We start from the raw sequence: 14,862 nt of genomic DNA, 5'->3' as shown, positions 1-14,862 counted from the left end.
GGATAATTTGCTCGAATCTGGGCGTTTTTGTGGCGCACAAGATTCTTTTAAAACAATTGGTTAGACAAAGCGCTTTTGAAAATCAGGACCCGTTGACATCCCGGCCCGCCATGATCTGGTCAAGCGGTTTGACCGGCCAGGACAGGATCAGGATTTTTTCATCACGTGTCAGACTTTCAATGCCCAGCCGGGCAAGCTTTTCATAGATGATGCCGATCTCGATCGTGGTCCGCGCATCGGGTTTGCGGACCGGAAGCAATGCCGAATGCAGGGCATTGGCATACGGGTCCTCGATCAGCCGCATCAGGCCATCCTTGACGTCCCCGTCGGCCAGCTCGGCACTGATCCGGGCCAGACCGCGCAGTTCATCGGGGCTGTCATATTCTTCCGGTGTCAGGAAAAGCTTCATCCGGCGTGCGGCCTTGCCGATTGCAAGACTGCTCGAATAATGGGTCAGCCACGGCGACAGAACCAGACCAGCCAGAATCGGCGACAGCCACCAGAAGAACGCCGTATCGACAAAGACGGCAACCGCCCCCCAGACCAGACCGATGACAATGATCGTACGATGGGTTTTAAGCGCCGCCTTGAACGGCACCCCGGCATCGTCACGTTCCTGCGCATCCCAGCCAACCTGATTGCCGGTCAAAACCGAAAACACGAACTGGGAATGCAGCATCATCATGATCGGGGCCTGCAAGGCCGAATAGATCGTTTCGAACAAGCCACTGAACAAAACCATGACCCCGCCATACTTCTTGCGGTCACGGCCCAGACACACCATCAGGATCGAGATGATTTTCGGCAAAACCAGCATCCCGATGGTAAAGATCAGCAAAACCAGCATCTCGAACGACCGGTCCACCGGCCATTGCGGGAACATGGTGAAATGCCCCGGAAAGAAGCTGTAGGTCAGCTGCGTGTTTTGCAGCGTCGCAATGGTCGAACTCAGCAACAGCAACAGCCAAAGCGGCGATGAGACAAAACTCATCACCCCCATAAAGAAGTGCAAACGACTAAGCGGTTTGAAACCCGGTGCGACCATCAGGCGGGCATGCTGCATATTGCCCTGGCACCAGCGACGGTCACGGATGGCAAAATCGATCAGGTTGGGCGGCAATTCTTCCCAGCTGCCTTCCAGCTGTGGGATCAACCAGCACCGCCAGCCTGCCTTGCGCATGAAGGCGGCCTCGACGAAATCATGGCTCAGGATATGACCACCCATCGGCGGTTTGCCCGACAGAACCGGAAGCCCGCAACATTCGATGAACGCCTTGGTGCGAATGATCGCGTTATGGCCCCAATAGTTCGAACTGCCCATGCACCAGAATGACAAACCGGCCGACATGGTCGGACCATGCACACGCGAAATGAACTGCAAGATTCGGGCAAACAGCGTTTGGCGACCGGTCGGTTGCGGCGGGCTCTGGATAATGCCGGCATCCGGATTGTTTTCCATCAGATAGGCCATATTCACCATGGCCTCGCCCGACATCACACTATCGGCATCAAAAACGATCATGTGATCATAATTGGCCGCATAGGTTTCGCAGAATTCCTTGAGGTTGCCCGATTTGCGTTCGGTGTTTTCCGGACGACGGCGGAAGAAGATTTTCCCGCGCGCATTCAAATCCGTACAGGCCTTTGCCCATGCCAGTTCCTCGGCGATCCAGATATCGGGATCGCGGGTATCAGACAAAACAAAAAAGTCAAAGGCATCAAGCTCGCCGGTTTTGGCAAGGCTTTCATAGCTGGCCCGAAGACCGGCAAAGACCCGGTTGGGGTCCTCGTTATAAACCGGAATCACAACAACGTTTTTGGAACGCAGCGGTCCCTTGCGCACGATCGGTTTCAGGCGCTTTAACGTGATGGCATCAAGCTTGAGCCCGCGCAGGATCAACCCGACAATCCCGGTAAAGAACGAGAGCGAAATCCAGGCAAAGTTGATGGTAAAGAATGCCACCACCACCATTTCCATGATGGTCAGCTGATCGGCACCCAGAACATCTGTCATCAGCCATGCGGCATAGGCCGTGGCAGCAATCGACGCTCCGAACAAAAACAGCCGCCGCTGACCAACACCGGGGCCACGTAACTGGACCGTCGGATCATACTGGGTCTCTGAAATGTTTTCGTTTCTATGGTCAGACTTCTGACTCATCTGCATCTACCTGAATGTCGCATCTGTGTGAACGGCACGGTCCGGAAAATCCGGGATCAAAAAACCCACGGCATGGTCCAGGTTTCACTAAGGACCTTATCCTTGTGAAGAAGAAATACCCGAAGGTTGCTTGAACGCGCCTCGCCATCATTGACCAGATCAAAGAACACGCGCACACCGCCGTTTTCCGAATCCGGCATCACACGGATGTTTTCAATCTTGCCTTCGGACGCACTGACATCTGCCCGCATATTTTTGGCATCGCCAATGAAATAATCCAGATCACCACCGGCAAAGTTCAAGACAAACCGGGTACGACCGGCATCATCATCGCCCTGGGATGCGATGCGCATGATCCGCGTATCGGTCGCCTGGGCCAGATCGTGCAAACCGCCGCCATCACGGGTCGCTGTGATGCTGTATTCAATTTCCATCTCGCCACCGGCCACCGGTTTGGTTTCCGGCACCCAATAGGCAACGATATTGTCATTGGTTTCAGACGGGCTTGGAATTTCCACCAGTTCGACATGGCCCTTGCCCCAATTGCCTTTGGGAGTGACCCAGTAACCGGGCTGGCGATCAAACCGGCGTTCAAGATCCTGGTAATGATCGAAATTGCGATCCCGCTGCAAAAGCCCGAAGCCGATCGGATTTTCATCCAGAAACGAGCTCATCTGTAGGTGAACCGGGTTATCAAGCGGCCGCCACAGCCATTCGCCACGTCCATTATTGATCAGAAGCCCGTCACTGGAATGTACTTCGCCACGATAATCGTCAAAGGACCGGCGACGCTGTTCACCAAACAGGAACATGCCGTTCAGCGGCGCGATACCGATTTTTTCGACACCATCACGGAAAAACAGATTGGCTTTGACATCGGCCTGACTGCGCGTGCCCGGATTGATTTCGAACCGGAAGGCACCGGTTACCCGCGCACTGTCAAGCAGACCATAGACCGTAATCGTCTGATCGCCCTTTTTCGGCTCAACAATCCAGAATTCGCGAAATACCGGGATTTCTTCGCCCGTCGGGCCGGCAAGGTCAATGGCAAGTCCACGTGCCATCTGGCCAATCGATTGTCCTTCGCCCTGAAGACGGAAATAGGACGCCCCGAGGAAGCGGGTCAGCTCATCGCTGCTGCCGACATTCGACAACGGATAGCGCAACCGGAACCCAGCATAGCCCTGGGTCGAGAAATCATTGCCCGAAAGTCCGGTCTTGCCGAAATCAAAAAGACCGGCAGAAAACGGAATGACCTGGATTTCACCGTCGCGCACCAGATTGATGGCGACCGGCACATCATACATGTTGCCCGGGTGAAACAGCTCAAGCGAGAAGTCCGAATTATCCGGATTGAAGAAGGCGCGCTGCGACTTGAAGCGGATCTGGTCATACGCATCCGAGCTCAGATTGGCCAGTGCATCGGGCAATTCACGATGCGGGTTTTCAAACGGCGCATTCGCAAGTGCACGTGCCCGTTCAATCACCATGGCAGGATCAAACATGACCGGTGCGCTGACTGCCGGTTTCTGGCTGTCTGCCTGATCGGCATTGTCGGCCTGTTCTTCGGATGTCTGTTCGGACGCGGCGGTTGCGTCATTGTCGGTCGCAGGCTGCGCGTCGGGGGTTGCCACCGGCGCAACGGGTTTGACCTGTGCCTCTGATGCGGGCGCGGGCGCAACATCCGTATTGGCGGGCTGTGCCGCTGCCGGGTCATTTGACTGTGCCTGTGCCAGTAACGGGGTGCCAAACACGACTGTTCCGGTCGCGATTGCAACCAGAAGGACATGCTTTAAAACCAGCGCCGTGCGCCGCGGAAAATGATGCGTCATGCCTCTATACGCTACCAACCATTGGATTTTTTCGATTTGTTCAGTGTGCTTGTGCACAAAAAACAGGGCAGGAATGTGTCGCCATCAGGGAAAGAATCCGCAAAACCTGACAAGGCCCCCTGCCATAACTGATCGCTTTATACCTGTCGATGGCCTGTACGAAGCGTCATTTTTGCATGGGCTATCCCCCTGAAATGCGGCACTTTCCATCTTGACAGATGCCGGAAATCCCAAGGGGCCCCGTATGTTGAGTCGTCCCACCCCTGCGCAAAGAAAAAGGCCGACCCATTACTGGGCCGACCCTGCTTTCAGATGACTGCGAATGCCGATCCGAAAATCTGTTCTTTCATCAATAGCCGACGGCACATCCGTCCTTGCGCGGATCGGAACCGGCGACATATCCGGCCTCGGCCTTGGCAATCAGCTGGGCGCCACCAAAACCGAAATTGGTGCTGTCTGGCGTTTCGACCTTGATCGCATGGCCCTTGGCCTTGAGCGCATCAATGACCTCATGGCCAAGCGATGCTTCAACCGCAACATCAAGCCCCGACAGTGCCTGCCAGCGCGGTGCATCCACCGCAGTTTGCGGATCCTGGTCCCAAAGCTGGGTACGCAGGGTCATTTGCAGATGTCCCTGGGCCTGCATCGGGCCGCCCATCACGCCAAAGCTCATGATCGGGTTGCCGGTATCGCTCATCAGGAATGCCGGAATGATGGTCTGGAACGGACGTTTTCCACCTTTGACAAGGTTGGGATGACCGTCTTTCAGGCTGAAACCGTGACCACGGTTTTGCAGGCTGATCGAAGTTCCCGGCACCACGACACCGGACCCGAAGCCCATATAGTTCGACTGGATGAACGATACCATCATGCCGTTTTCGTCGGCTGCGGTCACATAAACCGTCCCGCCATGCTTTGGCGCACCGGCCTTGAAATCCTGTGCCTTGTTGGCATCGATCAATGCCGCACGGGATTTCAGATAATCATCGGACAGAAGATTTTCGACCGTAACATCGGTCATGTAATCAAGATCGGCGACATAGGCCCGCATATCGGCAAAGGCCAGTTTCATGGCCTCGATCTCAAGATGCAGGGCCTCGGCCGAATCGGGCTGATAATCAGTGATATTGGTATGACGCAGAATGCCCAGCGCGATCAGGGCTGAAATCCCCTGACCATTCGGCGGGATTTCATGCAGTTTCACCTTGCCGAAGCTTTGTGAAATCGTGCCGACCCAATCGGCCTTGTGATTGCCAAGGTCATCCTCGGACAGGGCCGCGCCATGTTCCTTGGCAAAAGCTGCGATCTTTGCGGCAAGCTTGCCACGATAGAAACTTTCACCTTTGGTTTCGGCAATGTCGATCAGGCTGTCGGCAGCGGCCTTGTTTACAAACAGCTCGCCCGCTTTGGGGGCCTTGCCATTCGGAAGGAATGCCTCGGCAAAGCCCGGCTGCTTGCCCAGCAATTCCCCACCCTTTTCCCAAAGGGTGGCAATGATCGGCGACACCGCAAATCCGCGCGATGCATATTCGATGGCCGGCTCAAACAGCTTTTCGAACGGCAATTTGCCAAATTTGGTGGAAATTTCCTGCCATGCGGAAACCGCCCCCGGGGTGGTTACGGATTCCCAACCACGCTGGGGCATCTTGTCTGCGCCGGCAAACCGTTCGGGGTTCCAGGCCGCCGGTGCGCGACCCGATGCATTCAGCCCGTGCAGTTCCTTGCCATCCCAGATGATGGCATAGGCATCCGAACCAAGTCCGTTACCGGTCGGCTCAACCACGGTAAGGGCGATGGCCGACGCCAAGGCCGCATCGGCGGCATTGCCACCTGCCAGCAACATGCGCAGGCCTGCCTGTGCGGCCAATGGCTGGGATGTGGAAACCATGTTGCGCGCCAGAACCGGTGACCGGCGTGAGGCATAAAGCGCGTCATGACGAAGTTTCATAGAAGTCTCCTCAAAGCAGTGGCCTAGTCGCCATCTTGTTCATCGGTGGCAGGACGGTCTTTTCGGCGCATCTTGAGAACCGAACGGACGCTGAAAATAACAGACAGAACAGCAGCCGCCAGCAATACCGCCGAAATCGGACGGGTAAAGAATACCGTCCAGTCCCCGTCACTCATCAATGCACGGCGCAGGTTGGTTTCGGCAATCGGTCCAAGGATCACACCCAGAACCAGCGGCGCCAACGGATAATCGAGCGATTTCAGCCCGTATCCGACAAGCCCGATCGCACCAAGCAGATAAAGATCGGTTACCCGGTTATTGAGTGCAAAGGCCCCGATCACACAACAGATCATCACGGTCGGAACAATGAACTGTTTGGGAATGTCGGTCACCCGCAGGAACAGGCGCATCGACAGAACGCAAACCACCAGCATCATCAATGATGCAACAACCATGGCAACGAACATGCCATAGGCCAGATCGGCATGATCCATGATCAGGCGCGGACCAACCGAAATGCCATGCACCATAAGGGCCGCCATCAGGATCGCATCAACCGCCGACCCCGGAATACCCAGCGCAATCATCGGGATCAAACCGCCACCCGCCGTGGCAGAGTTCCCGGCTTCGGACGCGATCACACCATTTGGCGTGCCCTTACCGAATTCTTCCGGGGTTTTGGAGCTGCGCTTTGCCTGGTCATAGGCCAAAAGGTTGGCAATCGACCCGCCCGCACCGGGCAGTGCGCCAATAAACACACCGATCAGCGATGAGCGCACCAGATTGACCGGATGCATCAGAACTTCGCGCATCACAGCCCAGGTCTTGAATTCAATCACATCAGGGATCAGCGCGCCCTTGTTGTCATTCTTCCCATGGTCCTCGACTTCGCCCATCAGCTGACTGATGGCAAAAATACCGATCAGGACAATCAGGAACGGCAAGCCCGGCATCAGAATATCCGACTCAAAGGTCAGACGCGGGCGCCCCATCATCGGGTCCGGACCGATCGTTGCCAGACCAAGACCGATGACACCGGCAATCAGGCCGCGCATCAATGAATTGCCGACCAGGCTTGCGACAATCGTCAGGGCAAACACGATCAGCGAAAAATATTCCCAGGGGCCAAGCTTGACCGCAATCAGCGCAAGTGGCGGGGCTGCAACAATCAGAATGATTGTGGAAATCACCGTGCCAAAGAACGACGCCCAGACACCAAGCGACAATGCACGTCCGGGTTCGCCCCCACGCGCCATCGGAAAGGCATCAAAAGTGGTGGCCACCGAACTTGGCGTTCCGGGAATACCAAGCAACGCTGCACTGATCAGACCGCCGGTATAACCACCGACATATACTGACAACATCACCGAAACCCCCTGAAGCGGTTCCATGGTAAAGGTCAGCGGCAAGGTCAGAATGATGGCCATGGTCACGGTAAAACCGGGAATGGCTGCTGCAACGATCCCGGCAACGGAACCGATCAGCATGTAAATCAGGGTATCGAATGCGAAAACCTGATGGGCACCGGCAAGAAATGCATCCAACATGATCGTAAACTTCTGTTAGCCCGCGAACAGCATGCCGCGCGGGAGAAACACGTTAAAGACTTCGGCAAACAGCAGATTCAAGCCAACCGAGAAGATCAGGGCGGCGATCACGGACTGTATGACGGTCTTTTTCGAAATGCCTGCGATCATAAGCTGGCTGATCAGCAGAAAAACAAAGGTCGCCAGCGAAAAGCCGGCAAAGGGCAATGCGCCAAGATAGACAACCAGCAAGCCAAACAGCGCAAAGGATATCCGGCGGACCTTGACCCAGCTGCACAACGCTTCGCCAAGCGCGTCAAGCTGACCGGCCTTGCGGATATCAATAATCGCCCGGATGGCTGCAATCAGGCAAAGACCTGCAAGAACGCCAAAGACCAGCTGCGGGAAAGACCCGGCACCCAGCGGTTCCCAGCGCGAGGTCGGCAACTCACCTGCCCGCAGGGACAAATAAACCGAACCAGTTCCGAAAACGATATAGGAAACCAGCCGCGCAAATTCTGTTCTTGCACGAGAAGCAGCGGGTGCCGATGCATCCGCTGCTGCTGATTTCTCAGCCCCGTTCGTCATCCTGCGAGCTTGCCGACCAGACGGTTAACCGTGTCAGACAGCTTGCCGAGATATGCCTTGTAGGCATCCTGGCCAAGGAAGACCGGCTCGGAACCGACATTCTTGATTTTTGCGCGAACGTCTTCGTTCTGCATGACTTTTTCCAAATGTGCTTCAAGCGCATCTGCAACATCCTGCGGGGTGCCTTTGGGCAGAACAACACCGCGGGTCACAGCCAGATCAAGATCATGACCAAGTTCGGCAAAGGTCCGAACATCAGGCTCATCGGCGGTACGTTCCGGCATGCCGACAGCAGCAAAGATCAGATCGCCGTTTTCAACAAACTGACCAGCCGAGGAAACATCACCAATGGCAACGTCGATATTGCCGCCAACCAGGGCACGGATACGCTGACCGGTACCTTCGTAACCGACATAGGAGAACTGGATACCAAATGCGTCTTCAATCATCGCCATATGAAGGTGCGGAACACCAGCAAGGGTAACACCGGCGCGAACCGCACCCGGATGATCCTTGGCAAAGGCAACCATTTCTTCAAAGGTCGAGAAGTTCTCGTTCTTCGAGAAGGTCAGATATTGCGGCGACGACGTCACCAGCGCGATCGGCATGAAGCTGTTCCAGTTCAGGTCGGTGATGCCCGTACCATTGGAAATCAGCAGGCCTTCGTGGATCTGCGAGATGGTGTAACCGTCAGCCGGACGCTTTGCGAATTCTGCCAGACCAACATTGCCGCCAACGCCCGGCATGTTGATGACCGGAACAGCCTGACCGGTTTCTTCGGCAAGACCCTGTGCGACCAGACGCATCAGCGTGTCACTGCCGCCACCCGGACCCCAGGGAACGATGAATTCAATCGGTTTTTCGGGATAGTCCTGCGCCTGTGCAGGTCCTGCAATGGCAGCCGCCATCAGACCAGCGGCAACAGCAATCTTGCGGAACATGTCAATGCCTCCTGATAAATCTACTGGATCAATTAAAACCAATTATTTTTTGGTTCGTTCATTTTGTCGACATATTGTTGTCATCGTAACTTGGCATCCGCAACCCCAAAAACGCGAAACTACGTATTTTTCGCCATATTTATGGATTTCAGGCGCAAAATCATTGCCAAATGGATAGGACTGGCGTTACTACCAATAACATATAACCGTAAAAATTGGTTTGGATTGGTTCAAGATGATTGAAATCGAAGGCACCATGAGCCTTTATCTGATCTGGGGCGCTGCAATGCTGTTTGCCGGCGTTGTCGGCGGCATTATGGCTGGCCTGCTGGGCGTGGGTGGCGGGATCGTGATTGTCCCGGTGCTCTACCATTTTCTGACCACCATGGGCGTTGATGAATCGTTGCGCATGCAGGTCGCCGTGGCCACCTCGCTCACGACAATCATTGCAACCGCGATCTCGTCGACTCGCAGCCACTATAAAAAAGGTTCGGTCGATATTGCCCTTCTCAAACACTGGGGTCCGGCAATTGTCGTCGGGGTGATTATCGGCACCGCGATTGGCGGCCTTGCCGATGGTCGCGTTCTGACCATCGTCTTTGCCGTGGTGGCAATTCTGGTTGCTGCAAACATGATGCTGGTCAAGGACCGCGAAACGGACGAGGCCAAAAACCCGCCGAAATCGGTCTGGGCGGTTCTGGGCGTCCTGGCCGGAAGCCTGTCGGCAATGATGGGAATTGGCGGGGGAACCATCTGTGTTCCGGTACTCAATTTCCTGGGATATGACATTCGCCGTGCGGTCGGAACGGCCGCTGCGATCGGTCTGATCATCGCCCTTCCCGGGACCATTGGCTATGCGATGTCGGGGATCGGTGTTGACGGTCGTCCGCCATTTTCGATTGGCTATGTCAATGTTCTGGCGGCAGCCCTTCTGATCCCGATGACAGTTCTTTGCGCACCGATCGGGGCACGCATTGCCCACACCATACCGCGACGCGCATTGCGCATGTGTTTCGGCCTGTTTCTGGCCATCACATCATTGCGAATGTTCTATGATCTGATTAACTGATATCAGAAACAAAGACTTGCGATCCGAACCAGTCTTCTGGGAGATGGCACCACAAAAAACCGGTGCAGATTGGTTCGGATACAGGGAACGCCATAATAAAGAACAAAGACCATGAATGACCTTGTGACCAACGGATTGGCTGAAAAGCTCAAATCCGGATTTGCCCGCGGCGAATTTGTCAAAGACGGCCGTGTCATTGCCGAACGCAACCTTGCCGAACAGCTTGATGTCGGACGCAGGGCATTGCGCAAGGCACTTGATCTGCTTGAAGCAGAAGGCCTGATATGGCGCCGTCAGGGTCAGGGAACCTTTGTCGGCACGCCCCCGACACCACGCCTGCGCAAGCTTGAAGGCATCGCCACCAAAACAAGCCCGTTCGAAATCATGGAAGTCCGTCAGGAAATCGAACCGTCCATGGCACGGTTCGCGGCCCTGCGCGCATCCCAGGGCGACATTGATGCCATGCGAACCATGGTCGAAAATGCCGCACGTGCCACTACCCAGGGCGAATATGAAAAATGGGATGCGGCCTTTCATCAGAAACTGGCCGAATCGGTCAAGAACACCCTGTTTCTTGCCGTGTTCGAAGCTGTAAATGCCGTTCGCCGTGACGCCGCCTGGGCCCGCATGCGCGAAAGCAGCCATTCCGACAGTCTGATCAATGATCTCAGCGCCCAGCACCGCGACATCGTCAATGCCATTGAACAGCGCGACCCCAAACGCGCCGAAGAAGCCATGCGCCGCCACCTCGCACAGGTCGAACAGGCCCTGAAACAAAGCTGACTGACAGAATATCGGCTTTGCCCAAACACAACAAAGGCCCGTCACTGTGCGGGCCTTTGTTGGTTGTTGCAGGCGGAAACACCCAATCAGCCTTGCGGCGCAAACCCCGCGAACACCCCGTGATAGGCCTTTGATGGCGGCACGGCATAGGCCCCGGCCTTGCTGGTGCGAATGCCCAGCATTGCCAGAGCTTCGATCATTTTGACCGCCGCACTGACCCCGTCAATCACCGGCACGCCAAGTTCCGCCTGAAGACGCTGCGCAATATCGGTCATGCCCGCACAGCCCAGAACAATTGCCTCGGCATGGTCATTGGCAAGGCAAATCTCGGCCTGTTTCTTTAACGCGCCATAGGCCATGGCGGCATTTTCACCCTCGAAATCAAGGGTCCGCACACCTGCGGCACGCACCACGCATTGCGATGAAGCCCCGTATTTCGACACCAGATGTTCAAGCGGACGCACCGAAACCGGCATCGGTGTCACGATTGCAAAGCGCGACGCAACAACCGCTGCCATGCGAAGGGCTGCTTCACACAACCCCATCACCGGGGCCGCGGTCAAACAGCGTGCCGCATCAACCCCCGTATCATCAAAACACGCCACCACATAACCGCCAACCGGATCGGCAAGCTGTTCGGGCGCTGCTTCAAGATCACGAATAACTGACAGCAACCCGACACTGGCAAAGGCCTCGTCGTAATAACCTTCGATGCTGTCCGGACCAAATTGCGGATTAAGGGCAAGCACGGCGGTACCGTCCGCCACAATCCGTTTTGCCTGATCACCGACCTTTTTGGTGAATCCCGTCGACAGGTTGGGATTGATGACAGCAATCCGGCTCATGCTTTTTGCCCCTTGCGACGCCGAAGGATCATGACCGATCCCAAGGCAATGCCGATCACCAGGAACGAGAAACCGGTGGTTACTGTTCCAAGCGCATATAGAACCGGCGTCGTGACATTGGTTGTCATGCCATAAATCTCAAGCGGCAAGGTATTAAGCGCCCCGGCCGTCATCAGGGTGCGGGCAAATTCATCGTAAGACAGGGTAAAGGAAAACATCGCAACCCCGATCAGGCTCGGCCCCACCATTGGCAGAACCACATACTGGATCGTCTGCCAGTTGCTCGCCCCCAAATCACGTGCGGCTTCCTCGTAAGACGGATCAAACCGGTTAAACACCGCAAACATGATCAAAAGACCAAACGGGAAGGTCCATGTCAGATGCGCACCAAGGGCGGATGTGAACCATTGCGGCTGCCATTCGATGATATTGAACAGCAACCCGATCCCCAGTGAAATCAGGATCGACGGCACAATCAGACTGGCAATCGCCAGATAGAAAATCACACTGTCGCCACGGAAGCGGCGACGGAATGCCAAACCCGCCATGAACGAAACCACCACAGTCACGACCATGACAATCAGGCCAAGCTTCAGTGACCGGGTAAATGATCCGCCAAAATCACCCACGGCCTGCTGTTCAAACAGATTGCCAAACCAGTGGAACGAAAACCCGTTCATCGGAAAGGTCAGGCCCCCATTTTCCCCCTGGAATGACAGGATAAAGATGGTTAGCATCGGCCCGTACAGGAACAGAACGAACAGGGTGAAAAAGGCCGCAAGGATGTAAAAGCTTGTCGGACGCCGTTCACGCGTGATTGCCATGATCACAGCTCCTTCCGGATATCGACAAGGCGCAAAAGCCCGGTCACAATCAGCAACACCGTGATCAGAAGCACCACCGCACTTGCCGCCGCGGCCGGGTATTGCAAAAGCCCGATCTCGTTTGAAATCTGCAAACCGACCGACGCACTCTGCCCGCCACTCATCAAACGCACCGTGATGAAATCCCCCATCACCACGGTGATGACAAAGATCGAACCAATGGCAATGCCCGGCTTTGACAACGGCACGATGACCGATTTCAGGGTTTCAAACCCGCTGGCCCCGGCATCACGCGCCGCCTCAATCAGGGAACGATCAATCCGCATCATGGAGTTGAAAATCGGCACCACCATGAAAAGCGTATAGAGATGCACATCTGCCAGCACGACTGCGAAATCGGAAAACAGAAGGAACTCAAGCGGTTGATCGACAATTCCCAGATTGATCAGTGCCGAATTCAAAAGACCGTTGCGACCAAGGAATGGAATCCACGAAATCATCCGGATGATATTTGACGTCCAGAACGGGATCGTACACAGCATGAAAAGCACGATCTGCCAGGTCAGACTGCGCACATGAAACGCCAGGAAATAGGCAACCGTAAAGCCGATCGACAAGGTAAAGACCCAGGTCAGTGCTGCATATTTCAACGTATTGAGATAAATTTTCCAGGTCACCGATGACCCGAGCAAATAGCTGTAATTTTCCAAAATAAAATCGGGCAGGATCCGGTATTCGTCATAGTCCCAGAAACTGACAATCACGATGGTCAGAAGCGGAATGACAAGAAAGACCGCAAAGATCGCCGCCATCGGCGTGATCAGAAAATAGGACGATCGTTTGGACGTATCAAAAGCCATTATCTGTCCCTAAAAGCTCTGGCCGCGGTGCTTTGACATTGCTGTCTGGCGCAAAAACTGCCGCACACACGGATCAACCGGACAACTGAAATTATTAAACCGGGGTGCCGGGCGCGGCCAAAACCGCGCCCGATCAAAATCTTTGAACCCACGCTTAGGCCGCGATGAATTCGTTCCACTTGCGGACCATGTGCTTGTTCTGGTCCATGACAGAGTTCCAGCAAGCGACCGAGCCCATGCGCTCTTCGTAGGAACCGCCATCGCGAACCGCACCGGCTTTTTCCATGACCTTGCCGTCCGGGCTAAGGATATCGCCCTGGGCTTCCTTGCCTTCCATCCAGAAGCCCCATTCGTCTTCGGACATGAACTTCTTCGCGGTTTCCGGTGCCGCACTGTAGTAACCCTGACGGTTAAGATACGCGCCAACCCAGCCCGACAGGTACCAGTCGATATATTCATAAGCCGCTTCAAGCTCGAGACCCGAAAGATGCTTGGCAAGGCCGATACCGCCACCCCATGCACGATAGCCTTCCTTAAGCGGCTGATAGGTACATGCGATGCCCTTGGAACGAACGGCCGCAACCGCCGGTGACCACATGGACTGAATGACAACTTCACCCGATGCCATCAGGTTGACCGACTCATCGAAGCTTTTCCAGAAGGCACGGAACTGGCCGGCTTTTTTGGCATCAATCATCACCGCGATGGTCTTGTCGATTTCTTCCTGGGTCATGTTGCCCTTGTCGCCATAGGTAACTTCGCCCATGGCTTCACAAACCATCGCCGCATCCATGATGCCGATCGACGGGATGTTCAGGATCGATGCCTTGCCTTTGAATTCCGGATCAAGCAGATCGGCCCAGCTGGTGATCGGACGGCTGATCAGGTCGGGGCGGATACCAAGGGTATCGGCGTTATAAATGGTCGGAATCAGAGTCATCCACTGGGTCGGTGCCGATGCAAATGTGGTGCTGTCCGCACCCTCAACAAAGCCGACCGTATGCGGTGCAGTGCCCTGTGCAATTTCGGAATCAGGCGTCAGCTTGCCATCGATGAACAGCTTGGAAATATACTGATAATTCTTGAGCTTGGTCGTATCCATCGGCTGCATGGTGCCGGCCGGGAAGACTTTCTTACAGATCCAGTATTCGATATCGGCAATATCGAACGAGTTCGGCTGGGTCACGGCGCGCTGGGCAACCGCATCGGAATCAAGGGCCGTCATCTGAAGGGTAAAGCCAAGATCTTCTTTGACCTTGTCAGCAACCGCATTGATGTTCGAAACACCGGTACCGAACTGTCGCAGCGTCACATTCTTGATGTTCTGCGCCCAGATGGTCGGGAACCCGGTGATGGCACCAGAACCAATCGCGGCACCGGTTACGGCAGCCGCACCTTTGACAAAACCGCGGCGCGATACACCGGCATCGCTCAGCAAATTCTTTGACTTCTTGGTCTCGATCGTCATGTGAAGCACTCCTGATA

The 14,862-nt window shown here is 55.2% G+C and carries 12 protein-coding genes; 2 read left to right on the top strand and 10 right to left on the bottom strand.

Features of this window, described 5'->3' with window-relative positions:
• Window positions 1–82 precede the first annotated feature (82 nt).
• The 6 genes from mdoH to M9H61_RS14860 form a co-directional block, all read right to left on the bottom strand.
• Entirely contained in the window at window positions 83–2,161 is a 2,079-nt protein-coding gene (mdoH, locus tag M9H61_RS14885) for a glucans biosynthesis glucosyltransferase MdoH (protein ID WP_250281325.1), read from the bottom strand.
• Window positions 2,162–2,217: 56 nt separating this feature from the next.
• Window positions 2,218–3,993 (bottom strand): glucan biosynthesis protein, encoded by a 1,776-nt coding sequence (locus tag M9H61_RS14880; RefSeq protein WP_250281323.1) that lies wholly within the window; start codon window positions 3,991–3,993, stop codon window positions 2,218–2,220.
• A 349-nt stretch (window positions 3,994–4,342) separates the two neighbouring features.
• Window positions 4,343–5,941: a gamma-glutamyltransferase family protein gene (locus M9H61_RS14875; RefSeq protein WP_250281321.1), complete on the bottom strand. Its 1,599-nt coding sequence runs from the start codon at window positions 5,939–5,941 to the stop codon at window positions 4,343–4,345.
• A gap of 23 nt (window positions 5,942–5,964) precedes the next feature.
• Window positions 5,965–7,488 carry a tripartite tricarboxylate transporter permease gene (locus M9H61_RS14870; protein WP_101246570.1) on the bottom strand — a complete coding sequence of 508 codons (1,524 nt, stop codon included), beginning with the start codon at window positions 7,486–7,488 and terminating at the stop codon, window positions 5,965–5,967.
• Window positions 7,489–7,503: 15 nt separating this feature from the next.
• Window positions 7,504–8,055 carry a tripartite tricarboxylate transporter TctB family protein gene (locus M9H61_RS14865; protein WP_250281319.1) on the bottom strand — a complete coding sequence of 184 codons (552 nt, stop codon included), beginning with the start codon at window positions 8,053–8,055 and terminating at the stop codon, window positions 7,504–7,506.
• The gene (locus tag M9H61_RS14860; protein ID WP_250281318.1) at window positions 8,052–8,996 is read right to left on the bottom strand and encodes a tripartite tricarboxylate transporter substrate binding protein; all 945 of its coding nucleotides are present in this window, start codon (window positions 8,994–8,996) and stop codon (window positions 8,052–8,054) included. Before M9H61_RS14860 ends, M9H61_RS14865 begins: the two co-directional genes overlap by 4 nt.
• 235 nt (window positions 8,997–9,231) lie before the next feature.
• Between M9H61_RS14860 and M9H61_RS14855 the strand changes: the two genes are divergently transcribed.
• Together M9H61_RS14855 and M9H61_RS14850 are read left to right on the top strand one after the other, a co-directional pair.
• Window positions 9,232–10,065 carry a sulfite exporter TauE/SafE family protein gene (locus M9H61_RS14855; protein WP_114112351.1) on the top strand — a complete coding sequence of 278 codons (834 nt, stop codon included), beginning with the start codon at window positions 9,232–9,234 and terminating at the stop codon, window positions 10,063–10,065.
• A 111-nt stretch (window positions 10,066–10,176) separates the two neighbouring features.
• Window positions 10,177–10,848, top strand: coding sequence for a FadR/GntR family transcriptional regulator (locus tag M9H61_RS14850; RefSeq protein ID WP_206926540.1), 672 nt, complete (start codon window positions 10,177–10,179; stop codon window positions 10,846–10,848).
• Between the two features lie 86 nt (window positions 10,849–10,934).
• On the opposite strand, the gene M9H61_RS14845 is transcribed toward M9H61_RS14850, so the two are convergent.
• From M9H61_RS14845 to M9H61_RS14830, 4 genes are all read right to left on the bottom strand, one after another.
• Window positions 10,935–11,693, bottom strand: a complete 759-nt coding sequence (locus M9H61_RS14845) for an aspartate/glutamate racemase family protein (protein WP_250281316.1) — start codon at window positions 11,691–11,693, stop codon at window positions 10,935–10,937.
• Window positions 11,690–12,517, bottom strand: a complete 828-nt coding sequence (locus M9H61_RS14840) for an ABC transporter permease (RefSeq protein ID WP_250281310.1) — start codon at window positions 12,515–12,517, stop codon at window positions 11,690–11,692. The genes M9H61_RS14845 and M9H61_RS14840 overlap by 4 nt, the downstream gene beginning before the upstream one ends.
• Before the next feature lie 2 nt (window positions 12,518–12,519).
• On the bottom strand, window positions 12,520–13,377 hold the full coding sequence (locus M9H61_RS14835) for an ABC transporter permease (protein WP_101246575.1): 858 nt from the start codon (window positions 13,375–13,377) through the stop codon (window positions 12,520–12,522).
• 154 nt (window positions 13,378–13,531) lie between these two features.
• Window positions 13,532–14,845, bottom strand: coding sequence for a PotD/PotF family extracellular solute-binding protein (locus M9H61_RS14830; RefSeq protein ID WP_250281307.1), 1,314 nt, complete (start codon window positions 14,843–14,845; stop codon window positions 13,532–13,534).
• Window positions 14,846–14,862: the final 17 nt, after the last annotated feature.

This window comes from Thalassospira sp. GO-4 (genome assembly GCF_023588965.1).
Taxonomy (GTDB): Bacteria; Pseudomonadota; Alphaproteobacteria; order Rhodospirillales; family Thalassospiraceae; genus Thalassospira; species Thalassospira povalilytica.
This window is presented reverse-complemented; position numbering and strand designations above follow the sequence as displayed.